General features: G+C 65.2%; 19 protein-coding genes and 2 pseudogenes. 7 read left to right on the plus strand and 14 right to left on the minus strand.

Going from position 1 to position 25,060, the window contains the following annotated elements:
- Positions 1 to 836: 836 nt before the first annotated feature.
- The 7 genes from ON27_RS34155 to ON27_RS34185 form a co-directional block, all read right to left on the minus strand.
- Positions 837 to 2,120: an IS256 family transposase gene (locus ON27_RS34155; protein WP_086007599.1), complete on the minus strand. Its 1,284-nt coding sequence runs from the start codon at positions 2,118 to 2,120 to the stop codon at positions 837 to 839.
- 67 nt (positions 2,121 to 2,187) lie between these two features.
- Positions 2,188 to 3,675 carry an MFS transporter gene (locus tag ON27_RS34160; protein WP_157227643.1) on the minus strand — a complete coding sequence of 496 codons (1,488 nt, stop codon included), beginning with the start codon at positions 3,673 to 3,675 and terminating at the stop codon, positions 2,188 to 2,190.
- Positions 3,676 to 4,819: 1,144 nt separating this feature from the next.
- Entirely contained in the window at positions 4,820 to 6,100 is a 1,281-nt protein-coding gene (locus tag ON27_RS34165; protein ID WP_169334563.1) for an MFS transporter, read from the minus strand.
- 47 nt (positions 6,101 to 6,147) lie between these two features.
- Positions 6,148 to 7,278 (minus strand): PLP-dependent cysteine synthase family protein, encoded by a 1,131-nt coding sequence (locus tag ON27_RS34170; RefSeq protein WP_043737089.1) that lies wholly within the window; start codon positions 7,276 to 7,278, stop codon positions 6,148 to 6,150.
- A gap of 102 nt (positions 7,279 to 7,380) precedes the next feature.
- The gene (lpqS, locus tag ON27_RS34175) at positions 7,381 to 7,806 is read right to left on the minus strand and encodes a putative copper homeostasis (lipo)protein LpqS (RefSeq protein ID WP_043737065.1); all 426 of its coding nucleotides are present in this window, start codon (positions 7,804 to 7,806) and stop codon (positions 7,381 to 7,383) included.
- Between the two features lie 561 nt (positions 7,807 to 8,367).
- On the minus strand, positions 8,368 to 8,745 hold the full coding sequence (locus tag ON27_RS34180) for a BlaI/MecI/CopY family transcriptional regulator (RefSeq protein ID WP_043737092.1): 378 nt from the start codon (positions 8,743 to 8,745) through the stop codon (positions 8,368 to 8,370).
- A 289-nt stretch (positions 8,746 to 9,034) separates the two neighbouring features.
- Positions 9,035 to 9,868 carry a M56 family metallopeptidase gene (locus tag ON27_RS34185; protein WP_169334562.1) on the minus strand — a complete coding sequence of 278 codons (834 nt, stop codon included), beginning with the start codon at positions 9,866 to 9,868 and terminating at the stop codon, positions 9,035 to 9,037.
- Positions 9,869 to 10,479: 611 nt separating this feature from the next.
- On the opposite strand from ON27_RS34185, the gene ON27_RS34190 reads away from it, so the two are divergent.
- Positions 10,480 to 11,403 carry a cation diffusion facilitator family transporter gene (locus ON27_RS34190; protein WP_043737068.1) on the plus strand — a complete coding sequence of 308 codons (924 nt, stop codon included), beginning with the start codon at positions 10,480 to 10,482 and terminating at the stop codon, positions 11,401 to 11,403.
- Between the two features lie 380 nt (positions 11,404 to 11,783).
- Positions 11,784 to 12,452, plus strand: a complete 669-nt coding sequence (locus tag ON27_RS34195) for a DsbA family protein (protein WP_043737071.1) — start codon at positions 11,784 to 11,786, stop codon at positions 12,450 to 12,452.
- Positions 12,453 to 12,561: 109 nt separating this feature from the next.
- Here ON27_RS34195 and ON27_RS34200 read toward each other — a convergent pair whose 3' ends face one another.
- The 4 genes and pseudogenes from ON27_RS34200 to ON27_RS45995 form a co-directional block, all read right to left on the minus strand.
- On the minus strand, positions 12,562 to 12,939 hold the full coding sequence (locus ON27_RS34200) for a hypothetical protein (protein ID WP_157227645.1): 378 nt from the start codon (positions 12,937 to 12,939) through the stop codon (positions 12,562 to 12,564).
- 508 nt (positions 12,940 to 13,447) lie between these two features.
- Positions 13,448 to 14,620, minus strand: coding sequence for a ZIP family metal transporter (locus ON27_RS34205; protein WP_245560502.1), 1,173 nt, complete (start codon positions 14,618 to 14,620; stop codon positions 13,448 to 13,450).
- The gene (locus ON27_RS45155) at positions 14,617 to 14,994 is read right to left on the minus strand and encodes a multicopper oxidase domain-containing protein (RefSeq protein WP_369009319.1); all 378 of its coding nucleotides are present in this window, start codon (positions 14,992 to 14,994) and stop codon (positions 14,617 to 14,619) included. The genes ON27_RS34205 and ON27_RS45155 overlap by 4 nt, the downstream gene beginning before the upstream one ends.
- 84 nt (positions 14,995 to 15,078) lie before the next feature.
- Positions 15,079 to 15,407 (minus strand): annotated as a pseudogene (locus ON27_RS45995) (multicopper oxidase domain-containing protein); the annotation flags it as partial.
- 502 nt (positions 15,408 to 15,909) lie between these two features.
- Between ON27_RS45995 and ON27_RS34215 the strand changes: the two are divergent.
- Together ON27_RS34215 and ON27_RS46140 are read left to right on the plus strand one after the other, a co-directional pair.
- Positions 15,910 to 16,733: pseudogene (locus ON27_RS34215) on the plus strand (thioredoxin-like domain-containing protein).
- The gene (locus ON27_RS46140) at positions 16,615 to 17,436 is read left to right on the plus strand and encodes a DUF305 domain-containing protein (RefSeq protein WP_425295225.1); all 822 of its coding nucleotides are present in this window, start codon (positions 16,615 to 16,617) and stop codon (positions 17,434 to 17,436) included. Before ON27_RS34215 ends, ON27_RS46140 begins: the two are co-directional and overlap by 119 nt.
- Here the strand turns inward: ON27_RS46140 and ON27_RS45165 are convergent.
- Together ON27_RS45165 and ON27_RS34230 are read right to left on the minus strand one after the other, a co-directional pair.
- The gene (locus ON27_RS45165) at positions 17,422 to 18,075 is read right to left on the minus strand and encodes a DUF3515 domain-containing protein (RefSeq protein WP_245560504.1); all 654 of its coding nucleotides are present in this window, start codon (positions 18,073 to 18,075) and stop codon (positions 17,422 to 17,424) included. The two genes, ON27_RS46140 and ON27_RS45165, sit on opposite strands and share 15 nt — an antisense overlap.
- A gap of 78 nt (positions 18,076 to 18,153) precedes the next feature.
- On the minus strand, positions 18,154 to 20,418 hold the full coding sequence (locus tag ON27_RS34230; RefSeq protein ID WP_043737079.1) for a SulP family inorganic anion transporter: 2,265 nt from the start codon (positions 20,416 to 20,418) through the stop codon (positions 18,154 to 18,156).
- A 522-nt stretch (positions 20,419 to 20,940) separates the two neighbouring features.
- Here ON27_RS34230 and ON27_RS34235 point away from each other — a divergent pair.
- From ON27_RS34235 to ON27_RS34245, 3 genes are read left to right on the plus strand one after another with little or no spacing between them, the layout of a single operon-like run.
- Positions 20,941 to 21,303, plus strand: coding sequence for a BlaI/MecI/CopY family transcriptional regulator (locus ON27_RS34235; RefSeq protein WP_043737081.1), 363 nt, complete (start codon positions 20,941 to 20,943; stop codon positions 21,301 to 21,303).
- Positions 21,300 to 22,250, plus strand: a complete 951-nt coding sequence (locus tag ON27_RS34240) for a M56 family metallopeptidase (protein WP_043737084.1) — start codon at positions 21,300 to 21,302, stop codon at positions 22,248 to 22,250. Before ON27_RS34235 ends, ON27_RS34240 begins: the two co-directional genes overlap by 4 nt.
- Positions 22,251 to 22,305: 55 nt before the next feature.
- Positions 22,306 to 22,944, plus strand: coding sequence for a copper resistance CopC family protein (locus ON27_RS34245; protein ID WP_245560505.1), 639 nt, complete (start codon positions 22,306 to 22,308; stop codon positions 22,942 to 22,944).
- Positions 22,945 to 23,180: 236 nt separating this feature from the next.
- On the opposite strand, the gene ON27_RS34250 is transcribed toward ON27_RS34245, so the two are convergent.
- A partial coding sequence (locus tag ON27_RS34250; protein WP_043737103.1) for an MMPL family transporter occupies positions 23,181 to 25,060 on the minus strand: 1,880 nt, incomplete at its 5' end.

Below are 25,060 nucleotides of genomic sequence, written 5' to 3' on the forward strand. Positions count from 1 at the left end.
GCACATATCAGCACTACGGATGACGTCCTCGTGCGCCCGGGTGATCTCATGCTCCTCTACCACCCGGGCTCGGCGCGACCGCGCGGCAACCGTGCACGAGAACCTCCTCGTGCACGCGGAACAGCACCCACTCCGGCACCGCGGGCCGACGCGAGCACATCGCCGGACACCACGCGGTCATCGCTCGTTCGAGGCGCTCCCCCACGGGCCGGCCACGAACCGGCGTGTCGACTTCGGCCGAATTCTCGAATCAGCCACGCGACAGCAACCCTTGTTTGTACGGCACCCCGAGCGGCAACCCACGCAGAGCGGCGATACTCGCTGACGTGCCCTTACACGTCGCCGCTGCGGTAAGCAATACAGGAAACCCTTACACCACAGGCCGTTCCGACAATCTCCAGAAGCCCGCACCCACCTCAATACCAACCGGTCACACAATTCTCTGTCGAAGGCCGTCGACACTCGCTCATAGGAACGGGCGGCACCGCCACCACACGGCTAACCCACCCGCGCCCAAGTCGATCACCCACCCGTGGCCGACAAGACGAGGATCGCGGTCGACATCGTCGGGACAGCGGCGACTGTCGTCCCCGGATTCCGTCGCGGTCACACCCGCCCTGGTCGGCGCGCCGTTGCGGTCACGGTCCTGTGCTGCACTGGAATCCAACACACAGTGCACGAACCCGATGGCACGATGAACCCGTTCCGCAGCGCGGAAGCCGAAACCACTGATCGACACGTTTACAGGTCGACCGCGCCGGCCTGTTTCCACTCGTATGTCACCTCGGCGATGTCGGCCGGGTCTATCTCGTTAACGGTGTTTGCGGCGATTTCCATCAGTAGGTTTGGGCGTTGGGCCAGCGGTCGGCGAAGGTGATCGCGAAGGCGTTGACCGCGGGCTTCCAGCGCATGGTCCATCGTGCCCGACCGGCGCCGGTGGGGTCGAGGGATCGGGTGACCAGGTAGAGGCACTTCAGCGCGGCTTGCTCGGTCGGGAAGTGGCCTCGGGCTTTGATCGCGCGCCGGTAGCGGGCATTGAGCGACTCGATGGCGTTCGTGCTGCAGATGACACGTCGGATCTCGATGTCGTAGTCGAGGAACGGGATGAATTCCTCCCATGAGTTCTCCCAGAGACGAACGATCGCAGCGTATTTCGTGCCCCACCGCTCGGTGAGTTCATCCAGCGCCGCGCGTGCCGCGGCGGCGTTGAGGGCGGTGTAGATCGGTTTCACATCGCGGCGCAGCGCGTCCCAATGCTGGCGGCCGGCCAGCCGGAAGGTGTTGCGGATCAAATGGATGATGCAGGTCTGGACCGTGGCCAGCGGCCACACGTTCCCCACCACCTCCGGTAACCCTTTCAGCCCGTCGCAGACCAGGAAGAACACGTCTTTGACCCCGCGGTTGCGGATGTCGGTGAGCACACTCATCCAGAACTTCGCGCCTTCGCCGCCGGTGCCGGCCCACAACCCGAGGATGTCCTTCTCACCGGTGACGCTGACTCCGATCGCGGCGTAGATCGGCCGGTTGGCGACCTGACCGTCGCGGACCTTCACCACGATCGCATAGATGAAGACGGCCACGTAAACCTCATCCAGCGGCCGGCTGGCCCATTCCTGCATTTCAGCGACCACTTTGTCGGTGATACGAGAAACGGTCTCTTTCGACACCGACGCGCCGTAGATCTCGGCGAAGTGCGTCGAGATCTCCCCGGTGGTCAGGCCTTTGGCATACAGCGACAGCACGATCTCATCCACCCCGGTCAACCGGCGCTGGCGCTTTTTGACGATCTGGGGTTCGAAACTGCCGTCGCGGTCGCGGGGCACCTCGATCGGCACCGGCCTGGTCGTCTCGGTCAGCACCGTCTTGGGCCTGGTCCCGTTGCGCACATTCGCCGAGTCCCGCTCGGCGGGCGCCTGGTTCGGCTCGAACCCTAGGTGTTCGGTCATCTCCTCGTTCAACGCCGTCTCGAGGACGGTCTTGGTGAACTGTTTGAGCAGCCCGTTCGGCCCGGTCAGGGACAAGCCCTGTTCCTTGGCCATCCGCACCAGCTCCGCCGCTGCCAGTTCCTCGGCCGAAGCCTCAGCCTTCTTCCTCGCCACGGCATCAAGTGTCGTCATCACGGCACCTTCCCGCTGAACTTCGTTCAGCGCGTCAGGCCGCAAACACCGTTAGATCCACAGTCCCGGTTCAGGTCGCGACACGTAATTCTTCAGCGGTGATTTCCTCGAGTGAGCGCCGCCGTGTCTCAACCAGGAAGGGAACGCCCGCCGCCGTGGCGATTGCCATCGGTACTGCACTGATCAGCGCAGTGACCGAGATCGAGGGCGTCGCCACCGCGAGTACCACCAGCGCGATTACCACGATGCCGCCCGCTTTGCTCATGCTGGCCGCTAAACCGCTACCGCGTGAACGAATCCGAGTCGGATACGCCTCAGCGCTGTAGGCGATGAGCACCGCGACTACCGAGCTCGCGCCCCAGATCGGAGGAATCAGCAGGGCATACAACAGCGCCCTGTTGTTGGCGACTTGGTCGCCGAGCGCAACGAAACTGAACAACGACACGGCGAGCAGCGCGCTCAACAGCACCATCGTCCATTTAGAGGAGCGGTGGTAGAGGTACGCTACCAAGAAGTTGAGCGGAAAGCCGATCAACGCTGAATCGCGCAGGATCTTATCTGCGGAGACGCCGCTGAATCCCAACTGGCGCAGATTCGTGGGCAGCCAGAGCTGGAAGCCATAGACGACAAGACCGACACCGAGCCCGACGAGTACCAGCACGGTGGTGATGCCAGCAAATGGGGCTTGCACCAGTCTGCGGTAACCGCCACGCACGTTGTCGTCGATACGAAGTTCCGACTCTGCGACCGGGACGATGGCGGCATGGTAGCGCCGCAGCACTTCCTCGGCCTCGTCGCCGCGCCCCAGCGCGAGCAGGAAGCGAGGAGACTCGGGCACCCAACGGGTTAACACAATCGTCAATAGTCCAGTGGGCAAACCGATCAGCCACATCACCCGCCAGCCCAGGGTCTCGCCGATGGTCGAGGACAACCAGCTGGTGATGACATAGGCTCCCGCGATGTCGCCGCCGATCAGAACCATCAGCCAGCCACGGTGCCGCGCGGGAATCGTCTCGGCGAGCAGGGTGAACGCGATCGGGAGCATGCCGCCCGCACTGATGCCCATGATCAGGCACATCAGCAGGTTCAGTTCGAAGCTCGGCATCGCACCGCACACCGAGGTGGCCACGAAGAAAACACCTGCCAGCACGATCGCCGCCTTGCGACCGATCCAGTCGCCGAGCCATCCCCAGATGAATGAGCCGATCACGGTGCCGGTGATACCAGCCAGCGGCAGCAACGCAGCGGGCAAGTCGCCATCGGGGTTCGTCGCCGTGCGAAGTCCATATTCCTTGGCCACGCCGGGCACCACGAATGCCAGCGTCGTCGGCTTCATCACGTCGATGGTGATCGCTGCGGCAAGCACGAGTAACAGCACCACGTGCACACGGGTCATCGGTGCCTCGTCCAGCGCGCGCACCTGAAGGTTGACAACTCGATCACGTCGTTCGCCAATCGGAATCAGCCCATAAGTTGTGCCCACAAGGCCGACGACGATCAAAACCATTCCGCTGATCATGGCGGCGTCCATCGACATGCCCGCCATGCGATAGCCCACGTCCCCGGACTGTAGGTACATCGGAAAGTGCAGTGTGGTACCGATGGTAGTCACAGCGAGCCCGCCCCAGAAGCAAACAGTCCGTCGACGGATCTGAGATCCCGGTATGGATGTGGCTTTCCGCGGCTTTACGTTGTGAGTTTGCTCGCTCATGTATCGAGATACCCTTCTTACCACACGGATTCAGTCGACGTCGCGTTGGCAGCGTCGCAAAGTCCAGGCTCATCGCGAGCGGCGAAGCGCACGAGCATCCGATGAAGTGGCTCGACTCTGATCACTGCATATACGACCGACACCACACCGCTTCTCAAATCACTTCTGAATGATCCATCCCATGGCGGAAATCGAAATCCCTCGAATCGCCCACCAATGCGTTGCGAGGGACTTCATCTCCGCCACGGTAGCTGCACACCTGGCGCTCAGAGTCGAACCGGCTTCCTTTGCCGCCCGGACCGCGCCCGTCTTTCCCATCCGCTGCCCTCGCATACCGACGACTACCGGCTGGTAGCCTACCGGCGCATTGACATCGGCGCGCTGGATCGAGGGACGTTGCGCGAGACGGAACTCGGAAGTACTTCTCTCGGTGGGACGAGCCGCGGAACCGGCCGCTGGCGGGCGGGACTTCAAAGAGTCTCTGGTTCCCAGCACTTGCGGAAGCGCTCTCCCATGCCGGCCTTCGACGCCGAGCGCGGGTCTATCTCGCTAACGGCTCCTCTCTACTCATCGAGACTTGACACAGAGAGGAGCCAACATCGGTCGCCGTCACGTTCACCCAGGGAGAAGCGGAGGCCATTGCGACAATGAACCTCGGCGCGGTCCTGGGGCAACTGCCCCGAACTTCACGCCCGAAGCCAAACAACGCCTCGCCGACAGCATCACACGCTATGCACAACAGGCAGCGCAGTTGCCCGGGTCAACACTGACGATTATCGTCGACGCTCCCATCCAAGCCCCACCCGGTGTCACAGTCGCGATCACTCCCTGACGACGCACCCAACCGCACGCGGCTCGCTTCGTGAGCGAGCCGCGTGCACCGGTCAGGGGCGGAGATGACGGAACCCTACGTCAGGCTGCGACGCGCCAGCGCGATTCGTCCCAAGAGCGACACCGGGTGACACCGCGGTGAGCGCAGGAGAACGCCACGTCAACCTACGCGGCCAATCGATCGACGAAGCGGAGGGCGCTCATCGGCTGCCCGCCCACGCACATGATGGCTCGCGCTGGTGGTTGTGTCCGTGCCTGGCGTGATCGGTACAGGATAATGGGGTTGGTCGAGGCGATGCAGCGCCACGGTGGCGATGGCACCGATCGTGCTGAGGCCCAGCCACACCGCCCAGTCCGCGTCGGCATCGCGTGCGGCGCCGACGACAGCGCCGGTGGCGAGGTTGCCGATCAGGATGCCGACGCCTACCACCGTGTTGTAGAGGCCGTAGTGGGTGGCCACGAGTCTGCCCCGCGAGAGGGTCACTATGGTGTCCATCTCGAAGGGGAATACCGCGGCCGTGCCGACTGCCAGTATCGTGGTCGAGGCCAGCAGCGCGGCTACCGCAGCGCTTGTTCCGAACCAGTCCGGCCCGGGGATCACTGCCAGCGGTAGGAACGACACGGCCAGGATTCCCATGCCGACGACCAGACTGCGGCCGGTGCCCCATCTCGCCTTGAACCATGCGGTGATCCTCAGCTGACCGGCCACCGCCACCAGCCCGGACACCACGAACAGCGCCGTCACCATGATCTGCGACCGGTCTCCCGCGATGAGTTCGGCCTGCAACGGCAGGGCGAGGTAAACCTGGAACGACAGCACATACGACCCGATCATCGCCACCGCGAATGCCAGGAACCGCCGGTTGGTGATAACGCTGCGCCAGTCGTCGAGCACCGACGTCGGCTCGGTCGCCACCTCGGCGCGCCGCGACGGCAGCGCGAACAGTTGCGCCACTGTCAGCATCGCGAACACGACCGCCGCCGTAGCCGCGGTCAGCCGGAAGTCGAGCGCCATCAGGGCGAGGCCCACGAGCGGACCGGCCAGGATGCCCGCTTGATAGAAGATGTTGAACACCGCGAACGCCTCAACCCGCCGTTCACCCGTGTCCGCGGCGAGGTACGCGCGCACGGCCGGGTTGAACAGTGCACCGGCGAACCCTGTCGCCGCTGATGCGATGAGCAGTGCCGGTAGCGAGGTGGCGAATGCCAGCAGCGCGAATCCGGCGGTACGTAACAGACAGCCTGCGACGATGAGCGGTTTGCAGCCGAGGCGATCGGCCAGCGTGCCACCGATGAGGAACATGCCCTGCTGGGAGAAGTTGCGTACACCCAGCACCAGGCCGACTGCCCATGCCGCCAGGCCGAGCGGCCCGGCGAGATATCCGGCGAGGTAGGGCATCAGCATGTAGAAGCCGAGGTTGATGCCGAACTGGTTGATCATCAACAGCCGCGCGGGCAGGTCGAAGCTGCGGAACTTTCCGATCACATTCACCAGAGCGTCTCCTCGCGCCCGGTCTGGCCGCGCGGATCCACAACTGTGGTGCATCGGGTCCAGGAATGCACCACTCGCTCGCCCGGATGCGCGATCGTGTCCGGTTCGAGTGGTGGGGCGGCGTCGAGCAGGCCGTGTGCGGCGCAGTAGGTGTTGTTGTAGATGGTGTCGAAGTAGCGTTGCGGCCCGTCGGGGAAGACGGCCGCGATCCGGGTGTCGTCATCATCGGCGGTGCGGGCCGCCCAGCCAGCGACCAGCGCCACAGCGCCGACGCTCCAACCGCCGGTGGCGTGGTGTGTCGCGGCCAGTGTCCGGCACGCCCACACTGCCTCCGACGGCGCCACCCAGTGCACCTCGTCGAAAGCGGCGTAGTCGACGTTCAAGGGGAAGATGCTCGACCCGAGACCGCGCATCAGCCGCGGACCGGGTGGTTGGCCGAAGATCGTGGAGGAGATGGTGTCCACGCCGATCAGTTTCAGATCCGGATTGAATCGGCGCAGTACCCGCGCCACTCCGGCCGAGTGCCCACCGGTGCCGACCGCGCATACCAGCACATCCACGTCTCCCAGTTGTTCCCACAACTCGAGCGCCAACGATTCGTAGCCGGCGACGTTGTCGGGATTGTTGTACTGATCCGGGCACCAGGCCTCGGCATCCTGGTCGAGCAGTTCGGCGACCCGCTCGCGGCGCGCCTGCTGCCAGCCACCACTGGGATGGGGTTCGGCAACGAGATCAACCTCAGCGCCGTAGGCGGCGAGCATCTGCGCGACGATCGGTTCCAAGCCGGGATCGGTGACGACGGTGACGGGGTGGCGGTAGACCATGCCGGCCAGCGCCAACCCCAGTCCCAGTGTTCCGCTTGTTGATTCGATGATCCGCGCTCCCGGTGCCAGGTCTTTGCGGGCTTCGGCGCGCGCCACCATGTGCAGCGCGGGACGGTCTTTCATCCCACCGGGATTGAATCCTTCGAGCTTGGCCCAGAACCCGCGCCCGGCCGGGGCCAGCGGAGCGCCGACCCACAGCACGGGAGTGTTGCCGACCAGTGCGTGCGCCTGCCGAACAGCTACTGGGGCAGAGAGCAAACCAGCCGGTCCTTCGGTGCGGTTGTCGAGCGCAACCTTGTCCATGATTATCGCTTCCTGTATCTGCGCCATGAAGGCGGTACGAACGATGATGGGCAGCGAGCACCGGCCGACGACCCGGCAAATCGACGGCCTGATGCTGACCGGTCAGCGTCGTGCGATACAGAAAAGCGTCAAAATGCCGCGCCCACCGGCTGCGGGCAACGGTGCAGTCGGCGGTCCGCGGACCGCAGCAGCGGGCGGTGAGAAGACGGTTGCGAGGACAACTCCTGCTGCGATCAACAGCGACAGCAGGAGCTGCAGGGGCTGCGTGTTCTTGCCTGCGCCTGGCAGCACTGACTTCACGAGGTGGGTGATGTGCCCACATTCCTCGTCGGCACAGTCGATGACACCGTGCACCTGGGCTTCTGAGGCGACATGGTTGAACAGATCGGACGCGGCAGAGACCACGAGTTGGGTCGGCGGATCGCCTGCCGACTGTCTGCAGTCCGCCAACGAGGCTATGAGCAGCAGCGCGGCGAGCAGCACCGCGGCCAGCGAGCCACCGCGCCATATCCGGCCGCTCAGGTTCACCGTGCTCCCACGGTTGCGGCGAGTTCGCGACGGGCCCGGTGCGGCCGGATGTCGAGACCGATCAATACGCCGCGTATACCGAGGTGATCGTCCACCCGACTCACCCGCACGGCCTCCGTTCGTCACACCCACTTGCCCCTGACCAACTGCATCGTGACGGATACGACGGCGATACGCCGCCGACATCCACCCGCAACAATCTACTATCTCGGTACGTAAATAGTTGGATCTGTGTGACTAGTCCCACCGGGTTCATAGGAGTCCCCGACTCGGATGGGCTCGCCGGGCCAGTGCGTCGTATCACGGACCTGCCTCCGATCGGTGGGGCGGGCATGTCGACCCGGTGCGCCAACGCCGGACCGACGGACGAATCTCCAGTTCGTGACCGGCGGATCGAGCCGACTCCCAGCTCCGATGACTGGGCTGCTCACCGCCCTCCCGTGTCATCGCCGACCGGAGGCTCGTCACCGAATCGGCGTTTGGCACAACGTTTTTGGGCGGCGTTGCTCGACTCACCGAGGTTTGATCGGGGTTCTGGGAGCGGCGCCAGCGGCGGCGGGGTTACCCCGGATGGCCGCTTCCGCGTCGGCGACGCAGTGCCGCACGCAGTCCTTCGGCTTGCTCTGGAGTGATCTCGTCGACGAAATTTGCCAGCACCAAATCGGATCGGCCGCCGGTGCTGAGTGCCTCCCGCATCATCTGTGCGCCGTATTGCTCGCGCGACAGCGTCGGCCAGTAACGAAATGCTTTACCGACGCGCTCGCGATCCAGCCATCCTTTGCGATGAAGATTGTCCATCGTCGACAAGACTGTGGTGTAGGCAATTTCGCGTTCCGCGGAAAGTTCCTCGAAGACCTCCCGCACTGTGGTCGGATCCATACAGTTCCAGACCCGGTCCATGATCACTGCTTCCAGTTCACCGAATCCTCGTGCCGACATCTGCGGCGCCTCCCTCATCTCGGCGCATCTCCTGCCGCTCGTTGCGCTTTCCGGCAGGACGCAACGACCGATGGACCGCACCCCGGCAGGTGCGGCTCGGTAGAAAGGGCGGGTCGGAGCTGGTCCGTGCCCGCGCTTTACGAGATACGTACGTAGATGTTAAGGCCAGGCAACTATCCGCGCCCAGCGACGAATTCGCAGCATTGCCGCGCGAGCGAGTCGTGAATCCCCAGGTGAGGTGGTGCTCGAATAATGTTTCGGTAGCTGCCGTTGAGGCGCTACTGCTCTGCTAGGCCGAAGGAGCGCCCCCAGCGATGCCGGTCATGGCCATCAGCACCGCGATCAGAGGGCCGAGAGGGACGGCAATCGCCACCGTACCGAGTAGAAAGCGGGCACGCATCCGTCCAGCGAGATCAGCGGGCGCCGCCAGACGTTCGACTCGCTCGGCGAGGCCGATACTGGTTGCAGCGAGGGCTCCGGCAGGTCCGGGGGTGATCCCGGCGAGTGCTACCAAAGCCTCGCGCACAGTGTCGCGGCCGTGCCGCCGGGCCGCTGCATCGTCTGCGCACATCTCCAGCAGCCGCGCGGCTTCCTCGGCACCTCGGGTGAACAACCGTAGGCAGGGAACGATCGCCGCGAGCCCGCGGGTGAGCGCCAGGACCAGGTGGTGGCGTCCTAAGAGGTGCGCGCGCTCGTGCGCCAGAACCGCGCCGAGCTGCTCGACGGCGAGAGTTGAGATGATCCCCCGAGTGACGACGACGGTATCGGGCCTGCCTGCCACGCAGTACGCCCCTGGCTGTTCGATCTCGACCACGACGGCATTCAAATTCGCGTCGTGACGGCCTGCGATCCGCACCAGCCGCGCATGCTCGTGGGTCACGCTGCGGGCGCGCAACAACGACCGTCCCAGCTGCGCGATCGCCGACACCGCAGCCAGTGCACCGAACGCCGCCAAAACCAGAAGCGCCGCCCGTACCACACCGAAGCCACCCGTCGCCGCATCGTGTAGATGTGAATAGCACGTATGCAAGATCGGATGTCCCGGCCCTGTCCAGTCATGAGCTGTGTCGGCGATCAACAGGCCCAGAGCTGCGCCGCAGCAGAGGATCACCGAGGAGATCACACTCAACCACGCAAGCAGCCCGAAACGCGGCGCGGTGCCGCTGCGGGTGAATCGCTCCAGCCACTGCGGAGCCGAGATCACCAGCGCAAACCCGTAGACCAGTAGCCAGGCCGCGACATTCATCCGGCATACCATCCCGTACGCGACATGACTGCAGCACTCACGTGTACGAAGCTCTCGGCCGAGAGGGCACGCGACACATGGTTCTCCTGCCGATCGGCGGCGTGGGCTGTGTAGGAAACCGGAAGATTTTGCGGTGCTGCCACATACTAGTTCCGTACGGAGCAAGGAAGCACCAGGCGCGGTCCGACAGGCGCAGCCGCGCTCGACGCCGCTGTTCGTGGGATTCATACCCGGACGCTTGTTCCGGCGTGTGCACCACAACCACCGCTAAGGGCACCTCGAGTAAGGCACCGGTGGTGCGCCCCTCACGGTTCGCGCCGCCTCTGTTGTCCGCACTGATATGGCGCCGGACTTGCACGGAAATCAGATTAACATGCGCATGTTACTATGCTTCCTAGAAGATGGCGGTGCAAAGCTGCAGGCGTTGTCGCTAGCGGACACGGTGCGCGAAGCCATGCGAGCGCAGTCGAGATCAGGGAGGTCGACCCGTGGGACACGGACACGATCACGGGGTGGCTTCGGCCGCCGTCGGCAGCGCTTCGGGCCGGTACGTCCGCCGGTTGGCGTTGGCGATCGGGCTGGGTCTGGTCACCTTCGTGACGCAGTTGGCGGTGGGGCTGTCGACGTCGTCGTTGGCGTTGCTGTCGGACTCCGCTCACGTGTTCACCGACGTGTTCGGTGTCGCGATGGCTTTGGTGGCCATCCTGGTGGCCCGCCGTGGAGTGCGCCACGCCGATCGCTCCTACGGGATGTATCGCGGCGAAGTCCTCGCCGCGCTGTTCAACGCGGTCCTGCTGTTCGCGGTGGCGGGCTGGGTGCTGTACGAAGCGATCGGTCGATTGGCCGAACCACCCGAGGTGCCAGGCCTTCCGGTCACGCTCGTCGCGGTGGTGGGTCTGGTGATGAACGTGACTGCGCTGCTGCTGCTCAGGCGGGGTGCCGGAGACAGCTTGAATGTTCGCGGCGCGTACCTGGAAGTCATGGCGGACATGCTGGGCTCCCTTGGCGTACTCGCGAGTGGCCTGGTGACCTTGGTATTCGGCTGGCGCTACGCGGACCCGCTCATCGGCGTCGGTATCGGCCTGTTCGTGCTGCCCAGGGCCTACAACTTGGGCAAGCAATCCCTGCGAATCCTGTTCCAACACGCCCCCATCGACCTGAATGTGGCCGAGATCGGCAGCACCCTGGAAACCTTGGCAGGGGTCGGGCATGTCCACGACCTGCACGTCTGGACGCTGACCTCCGGCATGGAAGTGGCCTCCGCGCACGTGGCGATCGAGGACGATGCCGATCCGGACACAGTGCTGGCCTCGGCGCAGCGACTGCTGGCGGACAGATTCGATCTTCACCACGCGACCTTGCAGATCGAACACAAAGGCACCGCAGAGCACTGCGAACGAATGTCCTGGTAGCGGATAGCGTCGCATCGCCAGCGCAGCAGCGGCACCCAGCAGGTAGGCGTCGAGTATCGGACAGCCGACGAAGCTGCCCCGGCGGTCATCGAACCGCCGGTCCGCGCCATTGCTTCCCAGTGTGTGGTGGACGCACCGACTCGTGAATAACGATCTCGATGAGACCGGGACTTGTCTTCACCAACAGCCGACTCAATCCATGGGCCAAGTCCGAAAGGATAGCTATTTTCAGGAAACCTCGACTACTCCGGGGATCGCGATCCGGGGTGAAGAACGGTGTATACGGGCGTGGCGTGCTGCGCGCGAAGTCTGTAGCGTGTGCGCGTGCTCGCTTGTACCCTTCCGTCGAATTCATCGCTTTCAGCCCAGGCTTGTCGTTGATGACCCGCACCTTCCGCGCCTCCCGAAGGACCCGCATTCTCGCGACACTGGCGGCAGTGTCGGCTGTGTGGATCGCCGCCGTACTGTTGATCGACCGGTCCGATGGGGAAACACAAGCCGCGCAGAGGCACCCACCGGCCGGTGCGGTCATCCGACCGGATAGTCACCGCCTGTCCTCGGTCGCCGATGGGCGGGTGACGTTTGTCGAGTTCCTCGACTTCGAGTGCGAGGCGTGCGCGGCAATGTTCCCCGTTGTCGAGCGGCTGCGCCACGAGTACGGCGACCGGGTGAGTTTCGTCGTGCGATACTTCCCGATTCCAGCGCATTTCAACGCCGAGCGGGCCGCGCGTGCGGTGGAAGCTGCCGCACGGCAGGGCCGGTTCGAGCAAATGTATCAGCGCATGTACCAAACACAGTCCGGGTGGGGCGACCAGCGCGTCCCCCTGGATTCCGTGTTCCGGGGCTTCGCCGCCGAGCTCGGGCTCGACTTGGCAGCGTTCGACACCGACTACAACGACCCGGCGACACTCGCGCGGGTGCGCGCCGATTTCGAGGATGGCCGTGCTCTGGGAGTCGATGGCACCCCCACCTTCTTTGTCAACGACACGAGAATCAAGCCGAGTAGCTACCAAGACCTGGTCGACACGCTCGATACCGCGCTTCGCTGACACCTACCGCCCGGTGTATGCATGATCGGCGGCAAGCCTGTGTTTCGCGTGAAAATGCCGTAGTCCAAGTGCCGCGGATGTCACTCAGTGCCGGCCACGGTGGGCGCCGTCAGCGAACCACGGTGACGGCTACACCGGGCGGAGCCTGGAGGGGATTGTCCACGATGATTCTCAGCGTGGCCCCCGGCGTCTGGGCGGTCTGTCGGGCGTATCGCGAGATTGATTCGCCCAGCCGGAGTTTGGCTTCGGGGGTGAAGTTCGGCGGTAACTGAGCCATCAGCCCACCGAGATTCGTCGTGGAAATAGCCTCAGCCTCCGGTTGCGTGAACTCGACGACGATAGCTTGGGGAAGCTGCGTCATCCCGATGGCTGAGGCAGGTCCGGCGCTGAGTACAACCCAGGTTACTGGGGAAATGAACGCGATGAGCGGTGGAAGAATTCGCAACAGGAATTCCTTTTCCGGGATGGCACCTACCGTTATGGGCATCGGTGCGTTGGTTGAAAATGCCGTCGCATGCCTTCTGTGATCAACACTCGACAGCGTCCGCGATTCCGAACCCGGCAGTAACGTCTTCGCTCGAATTCGAGCCTAGCACAAGACAACTGACGAGGAGGTCCTTCGCACAGGTAGCCGCGCGATTTTGGTCGCCGTTGCCTGGCTCGGGCGGTTTACCGGCCGGATGCCTACGTCGGCACCGAACAGATATCACCAGTGTCCGAACTGCTGCAACCGCGGGGAGGTGACGTCGGGGTGTCGATCTGCAATGGCAGCAGGACATCGGCGAAGCGCAGGCGAGCGGAGTGGTAGAACAGCGGCATATTCGTGGCATGGGATGAAAGTGACATTGTACGAGGCAATCCGACTGATTTCCCACGGGTCCGACTCGGCTCGCAGGCCAGCACGACCATGCCGCCCAGGTGCGTGGTCAGTTCAAGCCGGTATGTCGAAGCGACCGACGATTCCAGCTGCCGGTGGCGGCGCCTGGCGCCGCCGGTCAGGCGAGTACGAGCAAGCCGGTGAGGTACATGATCCCCAGACCGGCGGTGAGGCCGCCGATCGCGACCGGATCCAGCAGTCGCTGCTGCTGCGGGCCGCGGATGCCTGGGGCGATTTGGATGATCACCTGGATGATGGCGCCTACGCCGATACCGAGCAGGAAGGTGGAGACTTCGGCGTTGTTGATGGTGGCGCCGAGGATGGCACCGAGGATGGCGGGAGCGCCCGGCGAGCAGGCCGAGGCCGAGCAGCGCCAGTGGGGAGGGGCCGCTGGCCGGAGACAAGTGGTGCGACGATCGCGATGCCTTCGGTGGTGTTGTGCAACGCGAACCCGACCACGAGTGCCGCGCCGAGGGCGAGTTCGCCGACGGCGTAGGCGGCGCCGATGGCGAGGCCTTCGCCGAGATTGTGCAGGCACAGCGATTATCAACGCCAGCCGCGCGCCGCCGCCATCACCCGGTTGGCGGCCGCCGAGCCACCGGTCGACCGCGGTCAGCGCAAGAAACGCCATGCCCGCGCCAAGGACCAGCAGACTGGCGCCGCCGAACGCGCCACCGGAGCTGTTGCCGAGTTCGAATCCTTCCAAGGGCGCGTCGACGGCGAGAAAGACCAGCAGGCCCACGGTGAGCGCGAGCAGGAAACGGATTCCGCGGCCTCCGATGCGGCGCAGCGCGGGCAGCAACAGCATGCCCAGCACCACAGGGATGACCCCGACGTAGGCGCCCAGCAACGCCATCAACCCGAAGAAGCTGCTACTCGGCTCGGGTGTGGCGACCGCGGTGGGGATGTCGTGTTCGATCACCAGGCCGGTGGAGGTCAGCATCGAAATCACGTAGGGCTGGCCCTCTTTCCACGGATAGTCCAGCCGCAGGACGTCGGAAGATTCGGGTCCGATCGGGTCGTCGGCACCGGCGAAGTCGACGAAGGCATCGTTGACCGCGACTTGGGCGACCTGGACCGGGTCGGGGCCGGTGTTGCGGACGGTCAACTCGACGGTCCCCGGGGAGAGCCTGGTGTGTTCGACCGACAGTTCTTCCACCGGCGGGCCGGTGCGTTCCGGTAGCGAGCGGGCGCCCAGCAGGGCCAGCGCCGCCAGCGTGGCAGCCACGAGCGCGACCGCGGCGGCGGCCCACAGCCAGGTCGGGGCCGAACGGGTCGCGGGGCTGGTCATGGCGTCACCTCGAACAGTCCCATCCAGCCGAGTTCGGCGAACTCGGACTTGTGGGCGTGGAACATGAATTGACCCGGATGCGGGAACCGTAGCTCGCAGATGCCGCGCTGCCCTTGGGCTTGCACGATGGTGTCGGTGTATTCGGCCGGCTGCAGGCGGGTTCCAGTGGGGTAGTAGTCGAAGAAGTTGCCGTGCAGGTGGAAGCTGTTGATCGGGTCGTACTCGAGCACGTTGACCAGGTAGATGCGGACGAGTTCGTTGCGTTTGACCTTGATCGGTTCGTGCATGTGATGGAACGGGATTCCGTTGACCGCATACAGCTGGTTGCCTTCGCCGTCGAAGGTGGTGTGGTAGCCATGCATCACCATCACCATCTCGTCCGCGGACGGTCGCGGTGTCGACGGGTCGACGATGAACGTGCCATACAGGCCGCGGGCGATGTGCTCGGCCAACGGCCCCACATGGCAGTGATACAGATGTAGCCCGAACGGGACGGCGTCGAGCTCATACACCACGCTCCCGCCGGGCGGCAGCCCGAGCCCGATACCGGGCACACCGTCCATCTCCGCCGGGTGGATGCCGTCGAAATGTATGTGTGCGGATGCTCGGACGCGTTGGTGAACCGCACCCGCAGCCGGTCGCCTTCGGTGCACCGCAGTGTCGGCCCGGGGACGCGGCCGTTGAACGTCCACGCTGGAAACCGCAGTCCCGGAGCGACTTCGATCTCGCGGTCGCGCGAGAAGACTTCCCATTCCCGCACTACCCGGCCATCCGTGCCCCGCGACACCTGCCCGTAGTCGAACTACCCGCAGGATCTCCGTCGGATGAAACCCGTACGCGGCGTGGTCGACTACTACGCCCTTGCGGAACGTCGGCCCGGCGGCACCGCCACCGTGCGCGGCTGATGACACGCCTGAATGATCGCCCGGCGGCTGCTGCGCATGAGCCGGCGCCCCCGTCGCCCCCGCGCGGCACCCAGCACAACACTACCGGCGAGAAATCCCCGCCGTGACGCCGTAGTCATCGCGTCGACCTCATCATGCCCGCAGAACCGAATGAAAATTTTAGGTGCCCCTAATTTAGAACTATGGTTGATCGAACGCAAGCGCGCGGCGGTGGCGCACTCTCCTTGGCCCGCTGGACGGCTTACTAGGGACCCCACAGCCGGAGGGCGATGACGCGGTCACAGCGCCGAGAAGGAAGTGAACTGCTCGTCGGCATCCACATCAGCGACCGGTGAAACTATGCTGCATAGTAGTGACGGGATCGTCACTGCGCGTGCCGCGCAGATGCGGTCGGCACATGGCGAAAGGAACGATGCGGTGGCCAAACAGCCGAGTCGCAGAGCGGCGAAGCGACCGCCGAAGACCGCCCAGTCGGTGCGCCCGCTCTCGAATAGACGGCGGGTGCGCTGGGACATCGTGGGTGCTGTTGTGGTGATCATCGCGCTGATCGGGCTCCTGGGCTACCGATACGTGCCGAAGTATCTGGAGAGGGTCGAAGCTGAGAAGTACAGCCCGAGCTCGAGTCAGCCGGATCCCGCCGACCGGATCGACGGCGTCGTGAAGAAGCAGTATCCGGCTGGCCAGCATGTGCGGGGGCCGCAGCGGGTGGCCTACGGTGAGAGCCCGCCGTTCGGGGGCACACACGACCAGTACTGGGCGACCTGCACCGGACTGGCTTATCCGCAGCCGATTCGCAGCGAGAACGCCGTGCACTCCCTCGAACACGGCGCGGTGTGGATCACCTACCGCACTGATCTCGATGAAGGCGAGGTGGCCAGCCTGAAACGCAAGGTGGACGGCAAGCCGTACATGCTGATGTCACCGTATCCCGGACTGACCTCCGCGGTGAGCTTGCAGGCGTGGGGTATCAGCTCAAACTCGACCGCGCCGACGACGAACGGATCGGCCAGTTCATCGCCGCGTTGCGGCAGAACCAGAACACCCATCCGGAGTTCGGGGCCAGTTGCTCCACCTTGGCTGGCGGGTTCGATCCGGACATGCCACCACCGTTCGACCCGACGCCACCTGGCCCCGACGCCGCCCCCGCAGAACCTGCTGCGGCGATTCCGCCACCGGCAAGGACTCCGGGGGGCGGCAGTGGCAACTGAGGCCTCTTCTGCGGCCCCGGTCGCGGCTGCCGCGTCGCCGCGCCGTCGAGGCCCGGTCACCGTGGTGTTGGTTATCGCCGCTACGTTGGCACTCGGACTCGTCTCGGGGTTCGTGGGGCGAGGACTGGTCGGCGAGGAAAGCGCGATCCCGGCTTCCGATTCGGTCGACGTGGGCTTCGCGCAAGACATGTCCATCCATCACGCCCAGGCCGTGGAGATGTCATCCATAGCACTGTCCCAATCGGGCGACCAAGGGGTGCGCACCCTGGCCTACGACGTTCTGACCACCCAGCAGAGCCAGATCGGCACGATGCAGGGGTGGCTGCGGCTGTGGGACCGCCCCCCGGTCTCCGATCGGCCGAGCATGCACTGGATGAACTGGGCGCCGAGTACCTCACCCATGTCGATGCCCGGCCACTCGATGCGCGGTGATGGCTCGATGCGGATGCCGGGCATGGCCACGAGCGAGGAGTTGGCCGCGCTGCGGCGCACGACCGGCTCAGCGTTCGACACGCTCTACATCCAACTGCTGCTGCGGCACCACGAAGGGGGACTCGCCATGGCCCGCTACGCCCGCGACAACGCAACTGTTCTCGCCGTGATCAGTCTGGCCGGTCAGATCGACGCCACCCAGTCCGCGGAATCGCAGACTCTGCGGCAACTGCTCGCCGAGCGCAACATCGCACCGCTACCGATGAACTGAACCCGCCAACAGGCGGCGGTACGCCCCAGCACTTCCACGCGCGATCAGCACCGAGCGCGCGTCTTCAGGTGCGCACCACTGCACGTCATTGATGATCTGCAGCGCCGAGGCATGGTCGAACTCCAACGGGCGGTCCAAGCCGCAGCGCAGCACGATGGGATCACCGCCGTTGTTGCGCTGCCATGCCCTGGTGGCAGGTGGAACCGGCTCCACCAGTGTGGACTTGGTGTATTCCCCCAGCTCAGCGGGCATCGCGGGCAACAGTGTCGTGCACTCCGGACCGGTCGCCGCAGGCGCGGGCACAGGCCCCAACGCCAGCGGTTCACGCTCGATCGGCGCCTGGCGGGTCAACACCGCGGCCACCAGCACGGCGACAATCAGCATCACCGGAAGCGCAACCGTCGTGGCAATGAGCGCGGGAGGGTATGCGCGAACATCGGAGGTCGGCTCGGTGTCGCCGCTGTCGGATTCTGCGCCGGATTCGGCGGCATCGGTCTGTTCGACGTCCGAATTCGAGGACTCGGGCTGCGGACCTGCGTCCGCGACGGCAGGCCCGGTGTTCGATGCGATCGCGACGGCGGGTGAGTCGGTCTTCTCGATCGAGTGATCTCTGTCCGACGACCACTCCGTTTCACGCACTGGTTTCCGTCCATTCCTCTCTGCACCCGCGCGCCGGTCGGCAGTAGCGTGCGGTCGACGCGTAGCCCGAGCTGAAACCTACACCCCCGCCTGCTCATCGCTGTGCTCTGTGACGGTCGCCGCTGCGACATGCCACACCTTGGCGGTGGCGATATCGAAGAACAATCCAGCGACGTGGACGCCGCTGGCAGCGACGAGCGGATGCCGTTGCAGCGTATCGATCTGGACGGCGACGTTGACCATCGCGAGCTGGTCGGCGGCGTTGTCGAAACCCGCCTCGGCGGCGGCCCGGGCGACTGGATGATCGCCGAGGTAGGCGCGCAGACTGGGTTGCGCGTGGGCGAGCCAGTCCCGTATCGGCGCCGAAATATGGCGGTCGGTATCGAGCAGGGCGCCCATCGCGCCGCATCCGGAGTGTCCACAGACGATGATCGAGGTGACCTCGAGTTGCTCGATGGCGAACGACAGCGCGGCCTCCACCGAGGTGTCGCGCGCTTGCGTGGGGGCCAGGTTGCCTATGTTGCGCACGGTGAACAGGTCGCCGGGGCCGCTGTGGGTGATGACATTGGGCACGACCCGGGAATCACTACAGGTCAGAAACAGCGACGTGGGATTCTGTCCATGACTCAGCTCACTCAGATGCTGTTGCAGCAGTGGCGCGTGTCTGCGGTGGTAGTGCGAGATCCCATCGAGGACCGGCCGCAGCCGTATGTCGGACTCGGCAGCGCCCGTCGCACCCGGCTGCAGGCCGCGCTGCCACGCCTTCCACGGCGCGAGCCCACGAGCCAGCGCTGCGGCACCGCGGCGCTGCGGGGGTTCGTGGGCGGCCACGGATAGCGCAGCCGTGCCGAGTTCGTCGATCTGCACGCTTCCACCGTCGCGGCTGTGCCGCCGGGCCCACTCGTTGATGACGTCACTGGCGGCGTGGTCGATGTAGTCGACGATGAGCTCGACGGTGACGTCTGCCCCTTCCGGCACCCTGGCCAGCGCGCCGGAAAGCCTGGGCAGAGACAGGAAGCTGCACGTTCCCTCGATAACGACGCGCCACTCGGCTTCCGCCGCGGCACCCACCGGCTCAGCGTGGATCACCGGGCGCGCTGCCCGCCACAGCACCAGCGCGATGGCGAGGAACAGTCCGATCAGCACACCTTCGAGGAGGTTGAGGAACATCACCCCGGCCACGGTGACCACGTAGACCCACAGATCGCCGGTGCGGTGCGCGAGACGAATTTGTGCGAGCTTGACCAGCTGGATACCGATCACGATCAGCAGACCGGCCAAAGCCGCCTTGGGGATTTGCTGCACCACCCCGGCAAGGAACACCGAGAACAGCAGGACCCAGATGCCGTGCATGATCGTCGAGGCTTTGGACCGGGCACCGGCGGCCACGTTCGTCGCACTCCGCACGATCACACCCGTGACCGGAAGCCCGCCCAACGCGCCGGACGCCATATTCGCCGCGCCCTGCCCGATCAGCTCGCGGTTCAAATCCGACCTCGCACCGGAGTGCATCTTGTCCACCGCGACCGCGGACAGCAGGCTCTCGACACTCGCGATCAATGCCACCGTGAGCACAGCGGCCGCAAAAGCCGGCCATCGACCATCCGGCAACTCCGGCAGGCCGATCGCGTCGAACAGCGATCCGTTTATCACGATCCGCTCCACATCGACCGGCAGCACCAGCGACAAGACGGTCGCGGCGACCACTGCCACCAAGGCACCCGGGACTTTGGTCACCGGCCCTGGCAGCCTCTTCCACACCAGCAGGATCGCAATGACAGTCCCGCCGATGAGTATGTCGCCGACATGCATGCGACCGAGTTGCGCGGGCAACTGACTCAGGTTCTGCCACACCGAGCTGCGCGAACTCCCACCCAGCAGCACATGAACCTGCTGCAGCGCGATCGTGAGACCGATCCCGGCCAGCATCGCGTGCACGACGACCGGCGAGATCGCCAATGCGGCCCGGGCGATCCTGCTGAGCCCGAACAGGATTTGGAGTACACCAGCTCCGACCGTGATCGCGCACGTGACCTGCCACCCGAATTTCGCGACCAGTTCGGCGACCACGACGGTCAATCCTGCCGCCGGTCCGGTCGCCAGCAGCGGCGAGCCACCCACCGCGCCGGCGAGCACACCCCCGACGACCGCCGCGATCAGCCCCGCCATGATCGGTGCGTCCGAGGCAATGGCGATGCCCAACGACAGCGGCAGCGCTACCAGGAAAACAACCACGGACGCGGGAAGATCGTGATGAAGAATTTCACGCACTCGATAGCCTGGGGATTGCTGCGATCTTGGAACGTTCGCTGTCCGCGCCGCGTCTATGCCTTTCGACACCATGTCTTCTCTTCCTTTGGCCGTTGCGCGTGCTGCCGGTCGTCGATGCTGGCAGGACGTATGGTCGGAGGTCTTTCGAGTTGGTCAGCGACTCGTCGCCGATGCACGGCATCCGAGTGGAACCGAAGGCTGTGCGAAAACCTGTATGGGAGAGCCCGAGGCTCCCATGGTGGGCCCCGGGTTGGCCGGTGCTCCCTGCCGGGGAAAGCGGCCTGCCGGGGCCCGTGTGCCTGAACCTGATGAGGGGAGGTCAGCACGGGTCGTGACCATACGGCCGCGCCACTGTCCGTGCCTGTGACCCTGTGCACAAATTGGCTATCTCTCAGCGACTTCTCAGACACAACTATGCACCTTAGTACTGAATTTTGCCGTAGTTTTCGTCCGCCGAGGTGGGACTCGCCCGTCGCTGCGGGCGTGCGGGATAGTCGTAGGGTGTCCACTGGACTTGGTCCTTTGCAGGCCGGTGGTCGCGGCCCGCTAGATCGCTGGTGGCGGCATCGTGGCGAGAGGATGGGATTTCGACGGATGAAGGGACTCGGCACCCTCGAGGCACGTGTTATGGACGTGTTGTGGGAGACGACGGAGGCGTTGAGCGTGCGTGACATCCTCCAACGCCTGCCGGGCTCCTACGCCTACACCACCATTCTCACGGTGCTGACCCACTTGTACGACAAGCAGTGGGTGGTGCGGATCATGCACCGTCGCGCCTATTTGTACCGGCCTGCGCAGACCCGGGCCGAGGCCACCGCGCAAGCGTTGCGCGAGATCATCGATGCCAGCAATGATCCGGAGGCGGTGCTGCTGCATCTGGCCAAGACCGTGACCGAGACCGAGTCGGCAGCATTTCGGCGCGGTCTCGAGCGATCGAAACCGCGGTCGAAGAAATGATCGTCGCCGCCGGATCGGCGCTGAGTGCGGTGCTGCTGTCGGTGACAGCGCCACCGCTACTGCGCGGCATGATGACGTCGTTTGCGCCGCGTGTGGTTGCGGCAGCGTGGCTGACCTGCATAGGCGCTGTGGTGTTCTTCACCTGCTTCGCCGTCGTCGTGCTGGCCTGGCCGGGCCACGCGCCCGCGTTGGGTGCGGTCGAGGCAACGATGCAATGCCTCACCTCACTCCTCCACGCCGCACCACAGTGGTTCGCCCACCCGTTCACCGCGCTGGCTGTCCTCGCGGCCCTCGCCGCGACCACCCGCGTGGCAGTGATCATGCGCAGGCATCTGCGCCGCCGAGCACGCATCCAGGACTATCATCGCGACGTCATCGCTGTCGTCGCCCGGTGCACCGACGATGTCGTGCCGGTGATGTGGCTGGACCACTCGATGCCGATGGCCTACAGCGTGGACGGCCGCCCCGGGATGGTCGTCGCGACCGAGGGTCTGGCGCGGTCGCTGACTGAGATGCAGCGCCGTGCTGTGCTCGCCCATGAACATGCTCACCTGCGCGGGCATCATCACCGCGCGATCAGGATCTGTGAGGTGATGGCAGCGGCCCTCCCCTGGATTCCGCTGTTCGCTGCCGCCCCCCGCGCGGTGACGACACTGGCAGAGCTGGCCGCCGACGAATCGGCCGCGAGGGATACGAGTGCGGCAGCGATCCATGCCGCACTGCGCTCGGTGTCGCAATCTAGGAGCACCGACTCGCCCTCTGCACTGCGCGGGTTCGGCGACGAGGTCATCACGATGCGGCTACGCAGACTCGAATCCCTGCCCTCGAACGCACCGCGGGAATCCTCGGCGCTGGCTGTCCTTCTACTTCCGCCGATCCTCGCCCTTGCGGTCGCCGCGCTCGGCGTCCTGGCCGCCGGCGGCATCGCCTGCCTGCTTTCGTCTTGACCGGCTCACCTGTCACAGCTGCAACTATGCAGCGTAGTATTCGCGGGCGGACGGCGTGCCAGGCACCATCCCGGGCCGGTTCCGTTCAGTCGTTTTATTCGACGGCCCGACGACCGGTCCCGATGAAGAAGATATGGAGAGGCAGATGACAAAGCACGCGATTGCCCTCGCCCTGCTGGCGGTGCTGATGTCGTTTCTGGCAACGGGCACTGCCGCCGCCCACAGCAAGCTGGACAGCTCTGTTCCTGTTGCCGACTCCGTGGTCGAATCCGTCCCGGAGCAGATCGCGCTGACGTTCAACCAACAGATCGAGTCGGCCTTCGCCAACATCGCGGTGACCGACGCCGGTGGGAAGAATTGGGCCGTGGGGAAAGCGGCGGCCGAGGGCATGATTGTGCGGGTGCCAGTGGATCCTGCGCTCCCGCCGGACACCTACACCGTCGCCTACCGCGTCGTATCGGCCGACGGTCATCCGATCACCGGTTCCTACCGCTTCACCTACACCGCGAGGGACGGCGCAACGACGGCACCGACGACAAGCCGAGCAGACACGACCGAGCAAACCGCACCCGAACCGCCTCAGAGCGACAAGTCGGACACCGCCGTGCGCTGGATCCTGATCGCCGCGCTGGCAGGATTCGCCTTGGGCGGCGTCTTCGTCGTCGTCCGAGGCAGCCTGCGCGGCAAACGCTGACACGTCCCACACGTCCTCGGCTGACGCACGACCATCGGCCGGCCATGACCAGCCTCCCAATATTTCAGCGCACGCTGCGCGATCCATACGGTTCGCGGGCAGTGCGGTCGGTCGAACGCGACATCGGCCCGTGAGGCCGATGTCGCGCCACCGCATTGTGGAGCCTTCCGCGTCTTCAGCGTGACGGCGGCGAATCATCGTGCCGGCCCGAGAGACGTATCGGACGGCACGCCCGTTCAGGCGCTCTGTCGCCGCGGTCGTTGCGTCGGGAACCACCAGTTCCAAGTGCCGAACAGCCGCATGAGTGCGGGAACGAGGATCAGGCGGACGAGGACAGCGTCGATGGCGACGGCGACGGCCAATGCGAGACCGAGTTGTTTGAGTTCCAGCGTCGCGGCGGTGAGGAAACTGGCGAAGATGGCGATCATGATGGCCGCGGCGGCGGTGATGGGCCGGGCAGTGTGGGTAAGCCCCGCGGCGACGGCATGTTGGTTGTCGCCGGTGGTTTCCCAGTATTCGCGGATGCGGCGGATGAGGAACACTTCATAGTCCATCGAGAGCCCGAACAGCACCGCGAACACGACGGTGGGTAGATAGACCTGGACGAAGCCAGGACTGGTGAAGTCGAGAACGTTTTCGCCAATCCCCCACTGGAAGACCGCGACGGTGATGCCGAGAGCGGCGCCTGTAGCGAGCAGGTTCATCGCGATGGCCTTGACCGGCAAGGCGAGACTGCGGAAGGCGATCGTCAGAAACAGCAGTGACACGGCGAGCACCAGCGCAACGACGAGCGGCAGTTTGGTTGTCATCTCCTCCGACAGGTCGACGAATTCGGCCGTGCTGCCTCCGATCCGGATTACCGGACCGTTCTGGCCACCGATCTCGGCAGCGTCGGCGCGCAAGTCTCGGACGAGGTCGGTGGCGGCCATCGAGTCGAACGCCACCGCGGGCACGACCATCACCAGCAGTCGTCCATCGCTGATCTGGGCGGGCAGCACGGTGTCGATGCGCCCGTCGCCGGCGATGTCGGCGAGGAACCGGTTCGCCATTGCCGCGGCGTCCGCGGTGAGCGGGGTGTCTGCAGGGCCGGTGGCGATGATTTCGATGGGCGAAAGCACTCCGGCGGGGAAGTTGGTGGTCAACGTGCTGGTCGCGCGTCCGGTCGGTGTGTCGTCGAGTGCGCTGGTGCCCATGTCCAAGCCGTAGCGGATGCCGAATACCGGCAGCGCGGCGACCACCAAGATTGCGATGGCCACACCACCGAACAGAACCGGTTTGCCCATGACCGTGTAAGCCCAGCGCGCCCACCGGCCCGGCCGGGCGACATCGACGGTGACGGTGTCGGCAGGTCGCCACCGTGGCGAGAGGGCGCCGCGGTTGACGGCCGGACCGAGGGCTGCCAGCAGTGCAGGCAGCAGAGTGATGCCGACGACGAGCATGCTGGTGACGGCGGTGGCCACGCCGATGGCGATGCCGCGGAAGATGGGTGCTTGCATGACGATCAGCGCGCACAGCGAGACCATCACCACCAGCCCGGACACCAGGATCGTCTTACCGGCGGTCACCAGCGACCGCCCGACCGCCGCAGCGATGGCGTCGTGATCGTTTCGGGTGGTGACCCCGCTGTGGGTGAGTTCTTCACGAAAACGGCTGACGATGAACATCGCATAGTCGATACCGACGCCCAGCCCGATCATGGTCGCCATTGCCACGGTCAGCGAATCGAACGTGGTGATCGTGGTGAGCGCGAACAGCACTCCGACCGCAGCCAGCAACCCCGCGATCGCGACCCCGATCGGAACTGCCGCGGCGACCAGTGCACCGAGGGCCATCACGAGAAGAATCAGGGCGACCGGGATACCGATCGCTTCAGCGCGGGCCAAGTCGGCGTTCTGCGTGTCGGTGGCCGCGTTCTGCACCGCCGAATACCCGGTCAACCCAGCCTGCACCGCGGTATCGGCACCGGTGTCGATGGCGTCCTGCAGGTCGCGGGCGACCGCGGCGCGCTCGGCCATTTCTCCATCCAGGCCCACCAGCGCGATCGCGACGTGGCCGTCGGCCGAGATCTGGGAGCCGGGGAGCCCGTCGTAAGGGCTGAGCACGCCACTCCTTCGAC

This window comes from Nocardia asiatica NBRC 100129, from assembly GCF_000308415.1.
In the GTDB taxonomy this organism is placed as follows: Bacteria; Actinomycetota; Actinomycetes; order Mycobacteriales; family Mycobacteriaceae; genus Nocardia; species Nocardia asiatica.

What these genes read in the sequence shown, in the direction of transcription:
- ON27_RS34165 (WP_169334563.1), bottom strand. Translation starts at nt 6,100, where the DNA reads ATGATCAACCAGTTCGGCATCAACCTCGGCTTCTACATGCTGATGCCC.
- ON27_RS34170 (WP_043737089.1), bottom strand. Translation starts at nt 7,278, where the DNA reads ATGGACAAGGTTGCGCTCGACAACCGCACCGAAGGACCGGCTGGTTTG.
- ON27_RS34180 (WP_043737092.1), bottom strand. Translation starts at nt 8,745, where the DNA reads ATGTCGGCACGAGGATTCGGTGAACTGGAAGCAGTGATCATGGACCGG.
- ON27_RS34195 (WP_043737071.1), top strand. Translation starts at nt 11,784, where the DNA reads ATGACCCGCACCTTCCGCGCCTCCCGAAGGACCCGCATTCTCGCGACA.
- ON27_RS34200 (WP_157227645.1), bottom strand. Translation starts at nt 12,939, where the DNA reads ATGCCCATAACGGTAGGTGCCATCCCGGAAAAGGAATTCCTGTTGCGA.
- ON27_RS34205 (WP_245560502.1), bottom strand. Translation starts at nt 14,620, where the DNA reads ATGACCAGCCCCGCGACCCGTTCGGCCCCGACCTGGCTGTGGGCCGCC.
- ON27_RS45155 (WP_369009319.1), bottom strand. Translation starts at nt 14,994, where the DNA reads ATGGTGATGGTGATGCATGGCTACCACACCACCTTCGACGGCGAAGGC.
- ON27_RS34230 (WP_043737079.1), bottom strand. Translation starts at nt 20,418, where the DNA reads ATGGTGTCGAAAGGCATAGACGCGGCGCGGACAGCGAACGTTCCAAGA.
- ON27_RS34235 (WP_043737081.1), top strand. Translation starts at nt 20,941, where the DNA reads ATGAAGGGACTCGGCACCCTCGAGGCACGTGTTATGGACGTGTTGTGG.
- ON27_RS34240 (WP_043737084.1), top strand. Translation starts at nt 21,300, where the DNA reads ATGATCGTCGCCGCCGGATCGGCGCTGAGTGCGGTGCTGCTGTCGGTG.